The 18,234-nt window shown below is 48.9% G+C and carries 15 protein-coding genes and 1 pseudogene; 11 read left to right on the forward strand and 5 right to left on the reverse strand.

Features of this window, described 5'->3' with window-relative positions:
• Positions 1 to 161 precede the first annotated feature (161 nt).
• Both PQG83_RS09060 and PQG83_RS09065 read right to left on the reverse strand, forming a co-directional pair.
• Positions 162 to 1,448, reverse strand: coding sequence for a DUF2130 domain-containing protein (locus tag PQG83_RS09060; RefSeq protein ID WP_312748675.1), 1,287 nt, complete (start codon positions 1,446 to 1,448; stop codon positions 162 to 164).
• An 82-nt stretch (positions 1,449 to 1,530) separates the two neighbouring features.
• Positions 1,531 to 2,019, reverse strand: a complete 489-nt coding sequence (locus PQG83_RS09065; RefSeq protein WP_312748676.1) for a toll/interleukin-1 receptor domain-containing protein — start codon at positions 2,017 to 2,019, stop codon at positions 1,531 to 1,533.
• A 154-nt stretch (positions 2,020 to 2,173) separates the two neighbouring features.
• Here PQG83_RS09065 and PQG83_RS09070 point away from each other — a divergent pair, with 154 nt between their 5' ends.
• The 9 genes and pseudogenes from PQG83_RS09070 to PQG83_RS09105 all read left to right on the forward strand — a co-directional run bounded on the left by PQG83_RS09070 (position 2,174) and on the right by PQG83_RS09105 (position 10,252).
• The gene (locus PQG83_RS09070; protein ID WP_312748677.1) at positions 2,174 to 2,866 is read left to right on the forward strand and encodes an SDR family NAD(P)-dependent oxidoreductase; all 693 of its coding nucleotides are present in this window, start codon (positions 2,174 to 2,176) and stop codon (positions 2,864 to 2,866) included.
• A gap of 230 nt (positions 2,867 to 3,096) precedes the next feature.
• Positions 3,097 to 3,606, forward strand: a pseudogene (locus PQG83_RS20920) (heme-binding beta-barrel domain-containing protein); the annotation flags it as partial.
• A 342-nt stretch (positions 3,607 to 3,948) separates the two neighbouring features.
• Positions 3,949 to 4,383, forward strand: a complete 435-nt coding sequence (locus PQG83_RS09075) for a hypothetical protein (RefSeq protein ID WP_312748679.1) — start codon at positions 3,949 to 3,951, stop codon at positions 4,381 to 4,383.
• Positions 4,384 to 4,906: 523 nt separating this feature from the next.
• On the forward strand, positions 4,907 to 5,260 hold the full coding sequence (locus PQG83_RS09080) for a TraR/DksA family transcriptional regulator (RefSeq protein ID WP_312748680.1): 354 nt from the start codon (positions 4,907 to 4,909) through the stop codon (positions 5,258 to 5,260).
• 91 nt (positions 5,261 to 5,351) lie between these two features.
• Entirely contained in the window at positions 5,352 to 6,086 is a 735-nt protein-coding gene (locus PQG83_RS09085) for a class I SAM-dependent methyltransferase (RefSeq protein ID WP_312748682.1), read from the forward strand.
• A gap of 26 nt (positions 6,087 to 6,112) precedes the next feature.
• On the forward strand, positions 6,113 to 7,390 hold the full coding sequence (locus PQG83_RS09090; protein ID WP_312748684.1) for a BaiN/RdsA family NAD(P)/FAD-dependent oxidoreductase: 1,278 nt from the start codon (positions 6,113 to 6,115) through the stop codon (positions 7,388 to 7,390).
• Complete coding sequence (locus tag PQG83_RS09095; protein ID WP_312748685.1) at positions 7,387 to 8,172, forward strand: methyltransferase domain-containing protein; 786 nt, start codon at positions 7,387 to 7,389, stop codon at positions 8,170 to 8,172. The genes PQG83_RS09090 and PQG83_RS09095 overlap by 4 nt, the downstream gene beginning before the upstream one ends.
• A 362-nt stretch (positions 8,173 to 8,534) precedes the next feature.
• Positions 8,535 to 8,993, forward strand: a complete 459-nt coding sequence (locus PQG83_RS09100) for a response regulator (RefSeq protein ID WP_312748687.1) — start codon at positions 8,535 to 8,537, stop codon at positions 8,991 to 8,993.
• 182 nt (positions 8,994 to 9,175) lie between these two features.
• On the forward strand, positions 9,176 to 10,252 hold the full coding sequence (locus tag PQG83_RS09105) for a mechanosensitive ion channel domain-containing protein (protein ID WP_312748689.1): 1,077 nt from the start codon (positions 9,176 to 9,178) through the stop codon (positions 10,250 to 10,252).
• 73 nt (positions 10,253 to 10,325) lie between these two features.
• On the opposite strand, the gene PQG83_RS09110 is transcribed toward PQG83_RS09105, so the two are convergent.
• From PQG83_RS09110 to PQG83_RS09120, 3 genes are all read right to left on the reverse strand, one after another.
• Entirely contained in the window at positions 10,326 to 10,739 is a 414-nt protein-coding gene (locus tag PQG83_RS09110) for a CBS domain-containing protein (RefSeq protein WP_312748691.1), read from the reverse strand.
• Between the two features lie 476 nt (positions 10,740 to 11,215).
• On the reverse strand, positions 11,216 to 11,647 hold the full coding sequence (locus PQG83_RS09115) for a hypothetical protein (RefSeq protein WP_312748692.1): 432 nt from the start codon (positions 11,645 to 11,647) through the stop codon (positions 11,216 to 11,218).
• A 705-nt stretch (positions 11,648 to 12,352) separates the two neighbouring features.
• A complete protein-coding gene (locus PQG83_RS09120) occupies positions 12,353 to 13,105 on the reverse strand; it encodes an iron-containing redox enzyme family protein (protein ID WP_312748694.1) in 753 nt (250 codons plus the stop codon).
• A gap of 700 nt (positions 13,106 to 13,805) precedes the next feature.
• On the opposite strand from PQG83_RS09120, the gene PQG83_RS09125 reads away from it, so the two are divergent.
• Together PQG83_RS09125 and PQG83_RS09130 are read left to right on the forward strand one after the other, a co-directional pair.
• Entirely contained in the window at positions 13,806 to 14,210 is a 405-nt protein-coding gene (locus PQG83_RS09125) for a hypothetical protein (RefSeq protein ID WP_312748696.1), read from the forward strand.
• A 633-nt stretch (positions 14,211 to 14,843) separates the two neighbouring features.
• Positions 14,844 to 18,044 carry a transglycosylase domain-containing protein gene (locus tag PQG83_RS09130; RefSeq protein ID WP_312748697.1) on the forward strand — a complete coding sequence of 1,067 codons (3,201 nt, stop codon included), beginning with the start codon at positions 14,844 to 14,846 and terminating at the stop codon, positions 18,042 to 18,044.
• The last annotated feature ends 190 nt before the right edge of the window (positions 18,045 to 18,234 follow it).

The raw sequence follows: 18,234 nt of genomic DNA on the forward strand, positions 1-18,234 counted from the left end.
CAGAAACGACGGGGTCATGCAAAGGGAAGAAATGTCGGTGAATCACACGAGGATTCAGGAGCAGGCTGCAATTTAACGGTAAGATCTGGTGTAGAAGTCCATATCGGCTTGATCGTATGAATGCCAAGTATTTTCTTATGACCGCAGGAGAAGGGTAAGGGTTACAATAATTTTCCGTCGGATTCGTCCGTCGGCGCGTTTAAAGCCTGAAGTTCCAGCCCTTCAATTTCCTGCAAAGTCTTTCCGGCTATGCCTTGCAGGTCCCCATACATGCCCACGGTCGCCATCATCACCCGATCAATTTGCTCTTCACGTTTAGCCCATTGTTTCATAATGACTTTCCGCTCCTTATCAAGATCCTCCTTCATCGAGGAGAACCCTTCGACGATCGCTTGAACCCGTTGCCGGAAGCGCGGACCCATCAAATACTGATAGACCATTTCCATTTTGGTTTGCTGCCCCTCCGAGGCCTGCCGGGCGCAGGCCACCTCCATGAGCGTATTACGCATGGCAATGGCCAGCGGCAGAGCGACCTTGGGATGAGTGACCCAGACGCCGTCGATGAATTCGAATGTTTCCACTTCTTTGGGTAGGGCTTGGCTGACGATGATCGCAATTTCAGCTTTGGCCTGCCGCTGATCCTCACGTAACTTGATGAGCCAGCCATCGCTCCAGTTCTTGGTTCTCTTCGATTCCCACAAGATGGTTCCGCAGGCTTGCCCAAATGGGCCGGCAACCCGGTGCAGCACATCGCCGCCATGCTCGCCTTTGGCCACGGGTGAAACCTGATCCAGAGGGAATTTCGAGATGAGCATGGCTTCGAGTTCGAGCTCCTGGACTTCGCCCTGAAGTTGTTGGGATCCCTGTTCAGCACGACGCTTGAGTTCTTCAATTTGTTTTTGCATGGAAGCAATGGTCTGCTCTTTCTCCATGACTTTAAATTTGAGCCCTTCTTCGGCTTCTTTTTTGGCCTGATCCCTGGTGGCGGTGAGTCCTTCCTGAACGCGCTTTTCTATGGTGAGATCCAATTCGCGTTTGGCGTCATCCAGTTCCCGTTGCTTTCGGAGCAGATCGGCTTGAACTTTTTGTGCTTCCGAAAGTTTTTCATCCTTTTGTTTAAGAATTTCTTGAATCTCACGTATTTCTTTAGATTTCTGATCGAGATCATTCGAGAGCGCCAGCCTGGCTTTTCTCGCTTCTTCCGCCGCAATTTTGCTGCGTTCGAGTTTCAGCTTGTCAGCCACTTGCTCTTCGAACCTTTCCTGTGATTTGGCCAGCAGAGCTTCGCGCTCACGCAAGGCCGCATCCCGCTTGGCGGCATCAGCATCTTTTTGAGCAAGTCGTTGCTCGAACTCCCGCTTGGTGGCTTCGAGAAGAGGGGCCGCGAGCGACTCAGTCAGTTTGATTTCCGTTTTACACTGCGGGCAGATGATCGTGGGTTCAGTCATAGCATTTCTTTTTGTTCTTCCATTGAATAATAAACATATCTTTTTTCAGGGATAGGATCTGAATACTCCGTCCTTTCAAAGATTATTTGACCACGATTTTATCCAAACGGGCTTCGACCTGCCGAAACAATTCCAACGCAAATTGATCACGATGAGACCCCGAACATTCACCGTAGGCTTTCGGAGAGGCGAAACGCGTGCGATCCAGCCGAAAGATTTGCGTCTGGAGTAAACCTTTCAGATCATGACGTTCCAAATCGATGGGTTGCAACATGACCGGAATGACGGCTTGCCCTCCACTCTTCACAAACTTGGGAAGTTCGTGATCCTGTATATATTGAGATCCGAGCAACGCAGGACTGATCAGGACCAATCCCACGTCGCACTCTCCCAAGGCATGTTGAATTTCTTCGTGCCATTTCTCCCCTACCAGGATATCGCTATCCCGCCAGAAGGTATAGTGATACTGCTTGGAGGGCGCGGCCTGCTCTTTAAACTTTTTCAAAAACCGAGTCGCCAGATCACGATTGGCGCGGGCATAGGACACAAACACGGTGATGTTTTTTTTCATACTCGTGTAAGCAGGGGCGGCCGATCTGTCGGACCATCCTAGCCAACACATGCAACAATGTACAGGTCAGGGTCTTGGTGGTTGCTCCCTCTTCACTTACGACCTTTTTCATGTCAGGATTGAGGCTTCAGCCACCATCTCAGTTAGCCTTTGAATGACACAGAAGATTCTCCTGATCGGCAATTCTGATGGAATCGGAGCGGCTGTGACCCGTACCCTTATTGCCCGCGGCGAACAGGTCGTCGGCCTTTCAAGAAGCCCCAGTCCACTTGGACCCGATGGCCCACGGCATATCCTACAGGATATTACCGCTCCCGAATATCCGCAGGTTCTAGCAACCCTTCTTGCCAACGAAGGGCCTTTTGACGTCTGCATATTTTGCGCGGCCATTGGCTCAAAACTAACGCTTCCTGACCTCTCACAGGAGGCCCGCGTCATTGACGTGAATTTTACGTCGATGGTACGGACCCTGGCCGCCCTCGCCCCCGGCTGGCTTGAGCGAAGACAGGGGCACTTTATCGGCCTATCAAGTCTCGCCGATGATTTTTACAACGCCGACTCCCCTGCCTATACAGCATCGAAGGCCGGGTTTAGTCATTATTTAGTCTCCATGGGATTAAAGCTCCGATTGCATGGTGTGTACGTAACCAATATCCGCTTTGGCTTTGTGGATACAAAACTGCCTAAGGCGTCCTGGAAGCCGCTGATGATGACGGCCGATCAGGCCGCAGCCCATGTCCTACGATGCTTGGAAACAAAACCCAGACAACTGAGCGTCCCCAAATTCGCAGGCCTCGCCATTCACGGTATCCGTTGGATGCAATCAATTCGAATATGGTGGTCCTAAAAACGGTTTAAAGAATTGGCAAGATTTGATGCAGTTTTGAACTTCAGATCACCAGTCACTTCGCCTCCTGACCTTCTGTGCTCACACTTTCCTGAAAGAAGCCTTTCCTAATGACCGGAACACATCATTCCGACCCTACCCATGTGAAAATCATTCCCCGCTAGGGCCTACTCACTTCTCTAGCCGGAACCTGCAAAGGCGATACGGGTGCCGATAACGCACCGGCCAAAGAAGGCAGCCATGAAACTCATTTCTGGGAACGCTTGCAGTTTTATCTCATCGGACCTGTCGTCAATGACTCGGAAAGGCTCTATGGTCTCCGTTACTCGACTGCGGTCTGGCCATTAATTCAGGAACAGCCGTTTCACGAAGAAGTCGGGTATTGGTTGTGGGATGCAGCCAGTCAACAGGTGATGCGGTGTTCCATGGTCCCTCGAGGCGCCCTGGTGCATGCAGGTGGGACTTCAGAGCCTGCTGTAAAAGAGTTTCACCTGGCCGCTGAGGCAGGGAACGGTGTGTATGGAATTCTCTCCATCCCTATCTGGATCAGGCTGCCAAAACGGTGCGATATGAATTATCTGTCACCATTCACGAAATCTGGCAATTCAGCTATACGGAAGATACGCAGGTACAGATTGCAGGACGCCCTAATGTCCTTCACCACACTGATCAAACACCCTGACACGTGTGTCAGAGCTTTTACCCGTATAAATAAAAAGGAAAATTTTGTCGCATCTTAAAAGAGTCATTCTTAGTGCTCGGGATTACGTCGTGTAATCTCAAACCTTCCTTCTCCACCTCACTACCATCAACCCTTCCCTAACTACCAGACTGTTTTTTTTCAAGACGAATTATGGGACCAAGACTTATCCTTTGGACATAATTCGGATTCTTCTTTCAAAATTATCTCTACTGCCTGTAACCAGTCGTTCATTAACATTCAATTAATCGTCTCTTCCGAAGGTTCCCAATAATTGTCCGCTTTGGACTGTCTCTTGTCGTTTTCAAAGAGTAGGGAAGAAGGGCGTGAATAGACCATATTTTATTTACTTTACACACGTGCTCAATGGAGGAGTTTGCCAATGAAAAAGTATGGGATTATTACAGTCATGATGTTTTTACTCAGTAGCACATTTGCTGCTCAGGGGATGGCTCAAAGTCATCTCAAAACCACTGATTTTTGTCAACAACATGCCGAATTATGGGACAAGGATGGGAGAATCACACTCGAGGGGCATAAACTGTTATATCTTGAGCATCCGGACTGGTGGTTTGATGCACAAAACAAAGAATGGAAAGAATGGCCCACGCAGAAAACTCATTGGTCCCTCGACGAACATCAATATCTGAACACTGATGGACCGGACTGGTGGTTTGATGCACAAAACAAAGAATGGAAAGAATGGCCCACCAACGAAAACCAGGATTCATTGGAATGCCATAAAAAAATCTATTTAAGTGGACCCCAATGGTGGTTTGATGCAAAAACTAAGGAATGGAAACCGTGGCCAAAATAACGCGTGGATGCTAACCATTGGGTGAGTTGCTCAAGGTTTTTCCATCACATCTATCTGGGCAGCCCGAATGGGTAATGGCTCACACCATTGCTCTCTTCGGGCTGTCTATTCAAAAGAAATAGTCCAAAAGACACGCCTCAATCTGAAGTCCAAGATGATGCATACCCATGCCCTCTACTTCAGCCTTCGGTTTGGGTGAGTAAGGTAGGATCGATCCGTGAATCTGAGCATGTCACAAATACGGCTCTTGGCTTTTGATGGCCGGACAACCCCGCAAAGAGCTCTTTCTTTTTTAAAAACACCTCTTCCTGAAACGTGATCAATCCTTTCAATCATTTTTCCATTTGCGCTCCCTGCTAAATAATTGATCTTATTTTCTTTTGTCGACCATTGGCGTTTTACGGTCTGGCTGGGGTACATTCAATTGACCATCGAACAAACCCAAGGCTGTTCATGGCTTGTTCCCGTGTAACTCATTTTATAGGACAAGAGACACGTAGTCCTCTTTGATTCTTTTGCCTTCATGACACAGCCACCTCCTGATTACGACCATTTTCGAACAACGCTCCTAACCCTCCAGAGAGAATTGTTGGCCGTATCCTCCACCGGACAGGAAGCAGCCCAACCAGTGGAACTGGACCAAACCGCCGTCGGGCGCGTCTCACGAATGGATGCCCTCCAACAACAAGCAATGGCGCAAGCCGCTCAACAACGCCGACACATTCAATTGCAGCGGATTGAATCTGCCCTCCAACGTCTTGAAAACGGCAAATTCGGCTGGTGTGTAAGGTGCGGGGAAGAAATTTTTAGAAAACGACTAGACGTGGCTCCCACCGTTCCCCTCTGTATCGCTTGTGCCGATGGAAGAAACCCATAAATGTCACAGATCCTGCGCACCCACCCGTCTCCCACCAAAATCCACAAACGAACGTGGATAACTGTCATGAAGCAATCTCATACTGAGACGGTTGACCAAGCCTGGCGAGATATTTTCTATCATCCCACTCCTTGTTCATCCTGAATCCTTACGCGGGGAACCTATCGCCATTTCTCATGCCTGCCCACTGTGTTTCAAACCGGAACCCACATTAGTGGGAAACGACCGGTGCCGGTCATACTTCTCCTGCAGGCAGTGTCGGCTCATTTTCGTTCCGCCCGTCTATCACCTATCACCCGAACAGGAAAAGGATCACTACGACCACCATGAAAACCATTCTGACGACCCGGGCTATCGAAAATTTTTAAACCAATTGGCCGAACCACTCCACAATCGCCTGAGACCACATAGTTCCGGATTGGATTTTGGCTCTGGTCCCGGTCCGACCCTCTCTCTCATTCTTCAAGAATCCGGACATACTCTGTCGATTTACGACCCCTTTTATGCGTACAATCCTCCTCTCCTGGGACAGACCTATGATTTCATCACAGCCACGGAAGTGGCCGAGCATCTTCACCATCCCGGACTGGAATTAGACCAGTTATGGGCCCGACTGAAGGTTGATGGCATCTTGGGAATCATGACCCAATTGGCGCCATCCGATCGACCGTTTCTCGATTGGTATTACATCAAAGACCCCACGCATGTTTGCTTTTTTTCACACGAGACCTGGGGATGGCTGAGTTCACGATGGGGAGCGGAAATCATCTACTTGCAAAAAAATGTCGTCTTGTTTCGTAAACCGTCGGACTCCCAATCCAGATAGATCCACACTCGCTCAAGACGTTGCCTATGCCTTCCGACATCGACATCGCCATTATCGGCGCAGGAGCAGCAGGGCTGGCAGCCGGCATTTTCGCGGCGGAGACAAACCCGCATCTCTCTATTGCCCTTCTGGACAGTGCCAAAACTATCGGTGCCAAGATCCTGGTGTCCGGAGGTGGACGCTGCAATGTCACCAATCAACGTGTCACCGCTTCCGACTTCCACGGGAACAGAAAGCTGATTGACCGGATCCTTCGACGCTTCGACGAACAGGCCACCATTCGATGGTTTAGTTCTTTGGGGATCCCGTTAAAAACCGAAGCCACGGAAAAACTGTTTCCCGTGACCAACAAAGCCCGAACCGTCCTTGATGGGCTCCTCAGACGTTGCGAGGCACTGGGCGTTTCCCTTTTAACTCAACATTTCGTTCAAGATCTGACCAGAAAAGGGGAAGATTTCTCGATCCAACATTCCCAGGGGACACTTCGGGCCAAACGAGTTATTCTCGCGACCGGTGGCCGGTCTCTCCCCAAAACCGGATCCGATGGATCAGGTTGGGATTTAGCCCAACGGTTGGGACATACCGTCACCCCCACCTATCCGGCCTTGGTGCCTTTGCTCCTTGAGCCCGCGTTTTTTCATGCCACCCTTTCGGGTATTTCTCATGACGTAATGCTCACCACTACCCTTGCGGGAAAAACCTTGGATCGATGCACCGGCAGCTTGTTGTGGACACATTTCGGCATCAGTGGGCCGGTGGTCTTGGATGCCAGTCGGGTTTGGGTTGGCGCAGCCGCGCAGGGAAAAGCTGTCCGCCTGCATCTCCATTGCTTCCCTCACCTCTCAAACCAGGATGTGGAGAAATGGCTCATGCAGGCCGCCACCCTCCCCGGGCGAAAACTTGTTTCCACACTGTTAGCCGAGCGGTTACCCACGCGTGTAGCTAGCATGCTGGCCAGCATCCAAGAACCCGGCCTTTCTGACACGCCGATTAACCTCTTGCCCAAAGAGGCTCGCCGGAATCTGATCCGGACACTCACCAATCTTGATCTTCCCGTCATTGGATCACGCGGATGGAACTTTGCCGAAGTCACGGCCGGGGGTGTCCCCCTGGAAGAAATATCTGTCCATTCCATGGGCTCTCGGCACATGCCTGGGCTCTATGTGATTGGAGAAATGTTGGATTGCGATGGCCGCATCGGCGGGTTTAACTTTCAATGGGCCTGGGCAACAGGGTATCTGGCAGGATGCCATGCGGCCCTGGATATCATGAAACAACCAGTAGCAGCAGAGGGACAGCGATGAATCAGTATATATTCGACAACAAATCAGAAGAGCGGGAATTTCAACGACTACAATTGGTTGAAGCCGCGAACGATCCCACTACCATCAGACTGTTGGAGGAAACGGGAATTCAACCGGGTTGGCATTGTCTGGAGGTGGGCGCAGGGGCAGGTTCCATCTTGCGTTGGATGGGAAGTCAGGTGGGACCGACAGGACTGGCGGTGGGTGTCGACAAGAAAATCGCGTATCTTCACAAGGTTGATTCTCCGCCTGTTCGGATATACAAGGGCTCTTTTCTTGATGTCCCCTTAGAACAATCCTTTGATCTCCTTCATAGCCGGTATGTTTTGATTCATAATCAAGAAGAGAGGGCCATACTGGAAAAAATGTATTCTCTCCTCAAGCCAGGAGGCTGGGCACTTTTTGAAGAACCGGACTTCACCTCGGCGACATTGCCAGAACCAGAGCATAAGACCCCCCAGGGAAGGGTGAACCGAGCCATGTGCCAGATGTTCATCAATCTCGGATTAGATCCGGCCTATGGCCTCCGGCTTCCGCACAAACTGCAAGATGCGGGATACCATATCGTCAGAGTTCAATCCCTCATGCATCTCTGTCCTGGAAATTCGCCAATGGCTAAGGTGATGGCGGAATCGGCGATGGTACTCGAACAGGAATATTCAAAGACCGGCCTATGCTCACCCGAAGACATTCAAGCGTATGTCCGACTCTCACAAGACTCCACTCATTGGGCATTGTACCATTCCACCACCTCCGTGATCGCTCAGAAGCCCATCATCTGATCCCACACGGCGTACCCATTCACACACGTGCAATGGACTCGAATACATTTTCTCCGGCTTCTCTGTCTGCTCCATTAGGATTAATGGCTACGATGGGTGCGCAGGTGAATCTTCTGTAGACATCTTCATTGACCGTCCCTTCTTCTTGGTCCTAAACACTCCAATCACTCTTTCCATTTTTCCTATTTATTTTCAGGACTGTTTTCCAAAAGAGTGCCCTATTCCCTTATCAGCCCATTAGGGCACATTGGTTGCAAGATACGGATGGTTATAAACGCTTGATACCATACAGATGAATTCAAAATGTTTCTTTGGGCAGAGATACCATTTCACTGCATACGAGGCTTCAAGGAGGATTGGCTATGAACACGAATTACGTATCAGACACGGCTCAACGAACCGCAGGCATGTTTTCCGGCCAGAGTTATCGGGGCGGAGTCCTGGTCATCGATGATGAAGCCGCCATTTGCAAAGTCGTTCGAATGGCCTTGGAAAAAGACGGCTACTATGTGGTGGACGCGGAAGACGGCGCGCAAGCCATCCGCATCCTCAACGAAGGAGAGCATCCAGTGGTCATTGATGTCATTATCACGGATATTCGGATGCCCAATATCAATGGCATAGAAGCCATAAAATACTTTCAACGGGAATATCCCAGCGTGCCGTTGATCGTATTAACCGGTTTTCCCGATATCGATCTGGCCACACAGCTCATGAAACAAGGAATAACCGATTATCTGGTCAAGCCGGTCGATCGGAAAAAATTACACACCGCTGTGGCCGATGCCATAGCCTCACGACACCTCGACTGGTTTGCTTAAGGATGTTTTTGCAACATTTTTGGTGTTCCCCAAGGAGAGTCTCCCCCTCACTCTTCTGGGCGGATCCAGGATTTCGGAGAGGACGCTTCTTGGCATGGTCTCTTCCTATCATTCTTTTACCAATTTAGCTTTATCCTTCCCGCGAATTCGGGCATAATGCGACATTCTTTATTCGTAACATTATGACCTTCCTTGATCACTTCTTTGATACCCTCCCTATCTTTCTTCCAATTTTATTGGTCCTCGCACTGGTCAGTACCGGGTTATGGGTGGCCCATTGGTTCTTCTTTCGCCGAAATGGCGGCCTGAAGGAGGAAGATCGATTTTCAGCCCGTGTGGGGATGTTACTACTAGTGGGAGCTGGGATTGTTCTCATTCTCCTGGCCCTTCCTGTCGACAAAGAAACTCACAAAGAACTTTTTCAGCTATTGGCGCTATTGATCACCGCCGTCATTACCCTTTCTTCCACGACCTTCGTCTCCAATGCCTTAGCGGGTTTTATGTTGCGGGGCATGCAAAGCTTTCGGTTAGGTGATTTTCTTCGCGTGGAAAATCAATTCGGGCGGGTCACAGAACGAGGATTGTTCCACACGGAAATTCAAACAGAAGAACGCGACCTCACGACTCTTCCTAACTTATTTTTAGTTTCTCACCCGATTACCGTGCTTCGTTCATCCGGCACGATTGTCTCCGCCACGGTGTCGTTAGGATATGACATCTCCCACAAGACCATTGAAAAACTCTTATCGGATGCCGCTCTTGCCGCCAAACTCAAAGACCCGTTTGTCCACATTATGGAACTCGGGGATTATTCCGTGACCTATCGAGTCTCCGGATTTTTAAGTGAGGTCAAACAATTGCTCAGTGCACGGTCGAACCTTCGCGCACAGATGCTCACCACGCTGCATAATGCGGGCATTGAAATTGTATCCCCTGTGGTCATGAATCAACGCCGGCTGGAGGATGGCATTCGAGTCTTGCCGCCCCAACTCTCCGAATTGCCGCATGAAGAAGAAAAGATCGTTGAGTGTAATCCTGAATCACTGATTTTTGACAAAGCCGACGCAATGGCACAGATAGAGGCGCTAAAAGAGCAGCGTGAAGCAATTCGAGAGGAAATTACTGTTTTGGAGGGTCAAGCCAAATCCAAAAAAGAACATATCGGCCCCTGGATTGAACAACGAATAACCCGCATTCGACAGGAAGAGGAGCGTCTCTCCCTCCAGATTCAACAAGCCGAAGCAGCAAAAATTGAGTAAGTTCGTTAGAAATCCCTCATCACCAGTAATCATTTCAGAGGTTTACTACTTTTCTGATTAGGGATGATCAAGCTCACCCATCCTCTTCAGCTATCTTGAGGTCCTTCGCTACTGTTTTAAAATAGGCCAAAAGGTCTCGCACCGATATGATACCGACAATGTCTCCTTTTTCTCCGGTGACGGCCAAGTGGCGAATCTTCCGATCGGCCATGAGATCCCGGGCATAATGAACAGACATATTCCTGTCCACGGTTATGATCGGGCTGGACATCAGCTCCTTCACCTTCAAGCGTTCAATTTGGGCAGGGTGTTCAGCTACTGCGCGCACGACATCCGTTTCCGTCACAATTCCGGAAAATTCAGACTCGTGCTTAACCAACAAGGAACCAATCCGCTGGTTATGCATATGTGTAGCCGCTTCCTGGATGCTGGCATCTTCAGTCACAAAGCTCAGATTCCGTGTCATGAATTGCCCGATCGTGGCCATGTCTCTTCCCTCCTGCTTCTAAATTGAAAAAATCTATTGTGGAGGAAATGCCGGAAAAGATCCAGATTAAAAACCTTTCCGTTTTCCATTAATCTTCAGCCATAACAAGTGAAGCGCTCGCCGCATCAGCGAATTCCACTCTCGTTTTTCTTAAATCCCCAGGCACGGGCCACTCCATTACGATAGCGAAGCCAAAGGAGAAGAGTTTTTTCGATCCCGGCCAGAATTTCATTTGATGGGAACGAGTGCCGTCATAGTGGACCACCATCGCATAGGCATCATGACGATGACCGGCCTCAACCCTTTGATGCGATCGGATAAAATCCAAGGTCTCGGGGATGCTCCTTGGTATCGCACACATAACACCTTTTAGGAAGAAACAATGGAGCCATCGTGCCTGCAAAATTTTCCAAGATGGTTTCCAGAGTTTCGCAGGCACGATCCGCATCCGAAGATTCCTGGAAAATTTACTTTCCTCAAGAATCAGTAACCAAGTACCCTTTTTCATATAGGCAAGCTTGAAAACGTTGATCTTCGGATTGTCCACTTTGATAAAGCGCACCCAATGCCCCAACCAAACCAATCACTTTCCCAACAGATTCTCCAGCTTGGGCTCCAGTGTTGTTATCAGCCTTGGTAACTAAATCAGACATGCTGCCAGCCTCTCGGCCTGCATCCCCAAAAGTCTCTCGGGATTGGTTAATCAGATCTAACGTCTCTTGCATGGACAGAGTTGTTTTTGCCCTACAATAGGCAACAGCCTCGTGCTCGCCCCCCTTAGGAGAATTCTCGGCAAGAGGCTTTACGACAGGGGGATGGCTACAACCCATTATTAGCCCCAGACTCATTGAGGAAATCCATCCCATAAGGAATTTCTTATTCCATGATATGTTAGTGCTGTTTCTCATGGCCGTCCCTCCTTGGTGAATGACCTTTTATCTCCTATAATAAATTTCAATTGCATAACAAATGCCCAGAAATGATGAGTCGAATTGCATGTTACAAAATCACTAATTTCCGTGTGATAAACATTAACAATTATGCGATTGTAAATATGAATAAAATCATTTTTGTGGGCAAAATCTGTAAATATGGAAACTTAGACAGTGTAGATAAAGTGTACATTTCACTCCGATTGGTATGCCAAGCCGGGGAGTTCAATGCGCGAATCTAGTAAAACTTGCGAACAATGGCCAAGATATTATGAAGGCGTGACTACCGTAACCATGATGCCGCCAACCTGAATTTGGAATTAATGATCGTCACGTTACCCAAAAATCTATTTATTTATGTGCGTGACGACAACAGATGATTGACGGAAATATGCAGAGGGAATTGGCGAACGAGAAGCCAGAGTATGGGGCCAGGCCAGAGAGAATCGGCAGGATCGAGGTAGATAAAAGTGTACCGACTATAGTACTCCTAAAGGTTGCTTCGGTTTAGACATAAGGACCAGCGATTCCGTTGCAATGTACAATTTCAAAGAACTCAATCGCAGCCAGGCTAACCTCCCAACCACCCAAACAAAAAATAGATCGATTTACCAATAGCGGGGTCCATAGGTTGAGTGGTTTTAGGGGCAATGCCAGCCTGTATATACGATTTTTCATACCTCACCGTTGTGTCAATCCGCAGGCACGGGCCACTCCATCACGATAGCGAAGCCAAAGGAGAAGTGTTTTTTTGATTGCGGCCAGAATTTCATCTTGATGGGAATGAGTGCCGGCATAGTGGATCACCATCGCATAGGCATCATGACGATGACCGGTCTCAACCATTTGATGCGCTCGGATAAGATCCATGGCTTGGTGCGAGACCCCATGATGCTGAACCAGGGGATGATGTGTAATCTTTTTCTGAATATGCCGGGGAGCTTTGGATTTAACCGGATGGAGGAGTTCCTGACGATCGTTGACGCTGCCTTCGACAAAAATTGTCAAAACGGCGGCGCTTAAGACCCAATCAGAACTATTAGAAATCCGGTCCAACCAGGACCGATAGCGCTGGGTAGCAGGCAATAACCGAATCTTTTCAAATTCGCGTGAGCGAAACCCTAAACCCTCCATCATTCTCATAAAGAGTTCAGGATGTGAAGTCCCCAATGACAGCATCCCGGTATCTTCCTCATAAATATTTTCGGCTAACATTTTTCGGACTTCTAACGGAGGATTTTGCCCGTGAATACGCGCCAGGAAAACGGGGAAGTCCCGGACATACACGGCGTACTCTTGTTGATAATGAATTTTGAGTTGCGCTTTGGAGATGGATGGCCCAACGAATTGAGGCCAGGCCCAATGATGCTTCTGAGTCATGAGATTCAGCAATTTCAGACGAAATTGCGCTGAAGATAATTTCTTGATGGACATCCTGTATTTCTTGTTAATGATTCGGTGAATTACTAATCCATCAATGCTCAAACCAAATTCAACTTACTAACCATTCGGAGTTCAATTGATTTTCTGGAGTCTTTAATGTTTTGCGGGAATTGATAACCACAAATTCAGCCGTTCAAGAATGATTTCTGGCTCATATGAAGATCTTGTCCAGACATTCAGAATAGCAGGATGACTTAAATACGCAACTTAAAGAAGAAATTAAAGAATTCTCTAGAAAGCACGAACACCCCTACCATAACAAAAACAAATAATTACAACTTAAACCGTATCATAATCAGCGTCATTACCCCCATCCTTTTTCTTTCTGGATCAAGGGAATCAAAGACCTAACATAATAAAAATAGCATAAAAAGAAACAAGATCGGAAAAATTTCCCCAGGCAACTATCAATGTGAGGCATCCACCAAAATGTGCCAATTCGCATCAGAACGGAAAGGCCCGTAAATATTTTATTCGTCGAAAAATTTTTTCACGTTCCTGGCGCTTCATCTCAGATGCACTCAAGCCCATCTTGATGTTTTACAATAAATGAATCCATCCGTGCTGATGTAAAAAACAGTGACCGTACTCAGCCATTTCAGGAATCGAGCATGCACAAGTTGGATATTCAGTGATGAAAATTCATTGAATCATCAAGCCTTTAGGTGTCAAATCCTGAGGAAAACGGAATGTGGCAACAGGTTTGCTTTTGTCCTATAAATTAACGGGCAATCGGATTAATGCATTGAAAGTATCAACCGTCAACACACGGAGGGATCAACCAATGATGTATGTGGATAGCCGGTACATAAATCTGGCTCGCAAAAGCGAATTATTACAACATGAGCACGCCATGAACCAATTACGCAGACAGGTGGCGCAACTCTCAAAAGCGGTTGCGTGGGAATTGGAACAACATCACTCTCATCTCATGGAACTTCAACAGGTGGAAGATACTCTTACTGGTAAAAACCAGCCCGCACCCGCTACTCAGCCGAACCCGGAGCCAGCTCCTCCTAGTACCGGCAGATGGACTAAACAGCGAAACCACAATCACCGGTCTTTTCGAAAACCAGTAGCCGAACTCGTCGGATAGTTTTTCCCCGCTCAATGTTCATCACTTGACCCACGGAATTTCCGTGGGTCATCTCTGTTTCTTCCTCAGGTTCCTCCCAAAGCATCATTGACAAAAACTTCAGCCATCCTCCTCACACAGCCCCTCAAACAAGTTATTGCCCACTTTCCCTCCCCTGACGACATGATGAGGTCTCTCGAAACCCCAATGCGCATATTTTCCCATAAGCAAGAGAACCAGAAAAATCCAACTCAATCGGGAGAACTCGGATTGTGCGAACGCAGATTGGGTATTCGCCTATCGCACTGCTGTGCACTAACTACCGGCAACTTCCTCTTTCCCAACGCACGACCTCCCTTTTTCTCAACCTCCAGCCTTTTGTCAAAAATTCAGCCTGTAACCCGGACAACTTGTCCTGATTGGACAAGCACATCCATCAACAACTGGAAACATCCTCGCGCACAATTTATCAAGTTCACCCAGATAAAAATTTACTAACTTGGCTCGCCAATTCATTTTTTCGATCAAATAAACCTGCTCTGTTGTCGCACTTGGCCATACCTGCAGCTTATGAAATCCATAAAACCTTCGTACATTTTTTGCACAATTGTATTTCGAAACACTTGGCTAGGGTGGCTTACGTTCCGTTATCACATGTCCATGCTCTTTTACACACAGACCGGGCCTTTCCATAAGCCAGCGACTTTTCTGGCATCTCTTCTCCAATCAAGAAAGGCCCTGACCTTTCCTCCTGCCGACCCTTGGTTGGGCGCTGATACCACACCTGGTAATTCGCAGCAAATCGAGAAATGGCGAAATCTGGGTCGCCTCCTTCAAAGCTTTCGCCCCCCCTACAAAACCACCCATATTGTCTTCCTGGCCACATTGACTTTTTTAGGCTGGGCGATACTTGAACTGAACACTTCCTGGCTGCAATCCCATCTATTTCATGCAATCTCCGCTCAACTAACATCCGAAGTAAAGCCGGGACCCTCCCCACTCACCGTGTTTCCATCTTCAGGCCCCCTGGACGAACGGCGCGGGTACACCCGACTCCCCGCTATCCTTTCAAAGCTCCCAAAAAAAGGATTTGTCATTCAGGCGCAAGCCCATCCCTCGACTGAACTCACAACTATCTCCAATCTGGGTATCCCTCCCATCTACCGGGTAAAGGCCCAGGGCGGGTTACACATTGTGGATAGTCATGGCCAGGATCTGTTTCTACATATTGACCCCAAGCGAGTATTTCCTAATTTTGAAGCGATTCCCCCTTTATTGGTCCAAACCCTCCTTTTTATTGAAAATCGAGAATTACTTGATCCCTGCTGTCCCTATGCCAATCCGGCCGTGGAATGGGACCGGTTAGGGCAAGCATTCCTCACGCAAGGCATCCGGTTGGTGAAAAACGACCAGAACGTTCCCGGGGGAAGCACTTTGGCCACGCAATTGGAGAAATTCCGGCATTCTCCCGGAGGCCAAACCTCCTCCCTGCTGGAAAAAGCCAAACAGGTAACGGCCGCCAGTCTCCGGATTTATCACGACGACATACGCACGCAAGAAGCTCAAAAACATTTGGTCCTGGATTATATGAATTCATTCCCGCTCGGCGCGTATCCTGGTGCCGGGGAGATCCATGGATTCGGTGATGGACTATCGGCCTGGTTTCACATGGACCTCAACCGGTTTGACCAGATTCTGGCTGACGCTGAAGCGGCATCTTTAGAAAAAATGGCCTTGGCGGCAGCCACCTACAAAAAAGGAGTTAGTCTCCTCCTAGCTCTCAGGCGACCTTCCTACTACCTCACACACATTGATGCCCTGAACGAAAAAACCAATACTTACCTTCGCCTCCTGACACATGCCGGTATTATTTCCCCTGCTTTGCGGGACCTGGCACTTATTTATCCCTTGGTTTTTGCGCCAGCATCATCAACGAATTCAAGCATCACCTCCTTTCAGGATCAAAAAGCCCCAAATTTCATACGCGCCAATTTACAAAATTTATTAGGGCTTCCAAGTCTGTATGCCTTGGATCATCTGGACGCTACCGTGGAAACTACCCTGGACCGCGATCTCCAATTCCGGGCGACCACCCTCCTACAACAACTGGCAGATCCCACCTTTGTGACAGACTCCCAACTGAGTCAACCTCATCTGCTTGCTCAAGGGAACCCGGCGGATATCATTTATAGCCTGACTCTGTATGAGCGAACTCCCCACGGCAATCTCCTTCGAGTTCAAACCGACACCCTCAATCAACCATTGGATATGAATCAGGGCTCAAAGATGGATCTGGGCTCCACGGCCAAACTTCGTACATTGGTCACATATCTGGAAGCCATTGAACGCCTCCATCACGCGTATGCCGGGCAATCCCCGCAAAAGCTCGTGGAGCTCAACCAGCAATCCCTGGACCCACTGAGCCGGTGGGCATTAACCTATCTGCAAACTTCTTCAGACCAATCCCTCTCTGGGATATTAAAAGCCGCCCTCGATCGACAGTATTCCGCGAGCCCAAGCGAACGGTTTTGGACTGGAGGCGGGCTCCACACCTTTGCCAATTTCAACAAAGCCGACAACGGGAAACTGTTTACCGTCCGGGAAGCTTTTCATCACTCAGTGAATTTAGTCTTTATCCGCTTAATGCGGGACCTCGTCCAGTATCACACTCTCGCCATACCCGGATCGACCGCGATGGTCCTCAAGGACCCTCTCAATCCCATACGCCGGCAATATTTACAAAAATTCGCCCAACAGGAAGGTCGGATCTTTCTCTATCGTTTCTACGACAAATACAAAGGACTTTCGCCGGAAGAAGCCTGGCAGCTGGTCCTTTCCCAGACTCGGCTCACACCGCTCCGACTGGCTGTCCTCCTGCGCTCGATCGAACCTGAGAAGGATGTCCGGGCCTTCACCACATCTCTGCGACAGACATTTCCAACCATCAAGCTCTCCCCCGAGCAAGCCGACCGGCTTTTTACACAGACTGATCCCCGCATGCTCAGCCTTGCTGATCGAGGCTATGTGGCCCGCATCCATCCACTCGAATTGTGGACGGTTGCATTCCTCCGGCAACACCCCGATTCCGGCAAATCCGAACTTGCCAACGCCAGTGAGCAGGAGTTGTTGGAGGTGTACGCCTGGTTATTTAAGACTCATCGCAAAGCCGCACAGGATAGTCGGATTCGACTTATTCTGGAACAAGAGGCATTCATGGAAATCCACAAAGCCTGGAAACGGGTTGGCTATCCCTTTGCAACATTAGTCCCGTCGTTAGCTACCGCAATTGGCAGCTCCGCCGACCGCCCGGCGGCTTTGACCGAACTCATGGGTATTCTGGTCAACGAGGGAAGAAAAATTCCCACGGTGACAATTCGACAACTGCACTTTGCGGAAGGAACTCCGTTTGAAACACTTGTCGCGCCTCAAGAACCAGACCAGGAACAAATTTTGAACCCGCTGGTCGCTCAAATTCTCCGTCAGGAACTTATCGAAGTGGTGGAACATGGAACAGCGATCGGCGCAAAAGGCGCCTTGTCACCCATAGAGGGTATGACCATCTCGATCGGTGGGAAAACCGGAACCGGGGATCATCGTCAAAAAGTGTATGAACGAGGCTATCGATTAATTGAATCCCGCCCCATCGCCCGAACAGCCACATTTGTGTTTCTCATTGACAACCGATTTTTTGGAACCATTACCGCCCAGGTATCAGGTCCGCATTCTGGCGATTTCAGCTTCACCAGCAGTTTACCCGTCCGCATCTTTCGCTTATTCGCACCGCATCTCCACGCGTATGTGATGCCTCATGCTTTAGAAGCCGAAGTCTCCCAGCCCTTTCAACCACGGAGTTGATCATTCCGGCCGTTACCTGTTATCAGACTGAACTTCATGCCCGCCTAAGCCTCTCCTCTCCTTCATCACTTGAAATTTTGGATAAGATCTTCGGTTAAAAAGGTGCCCTGTGTATGAGTCCAACGGGCCGCTTCTTCAATACATTGGACCTCTCCCTCAACCAACATCACACCCATCACAAAGCTTTTGT

Origin of the sequence: Candidatus Nitrospira neomarina, assembly GCF_032051675.1 — a bacterium.
Classification (GTDB): domain Bacteria; phylum Nitrospirota; class Nitrospiria; order Nitrospirales; family UBA8639; genus Nitrospira_E; species Nitrospira_E neomarina.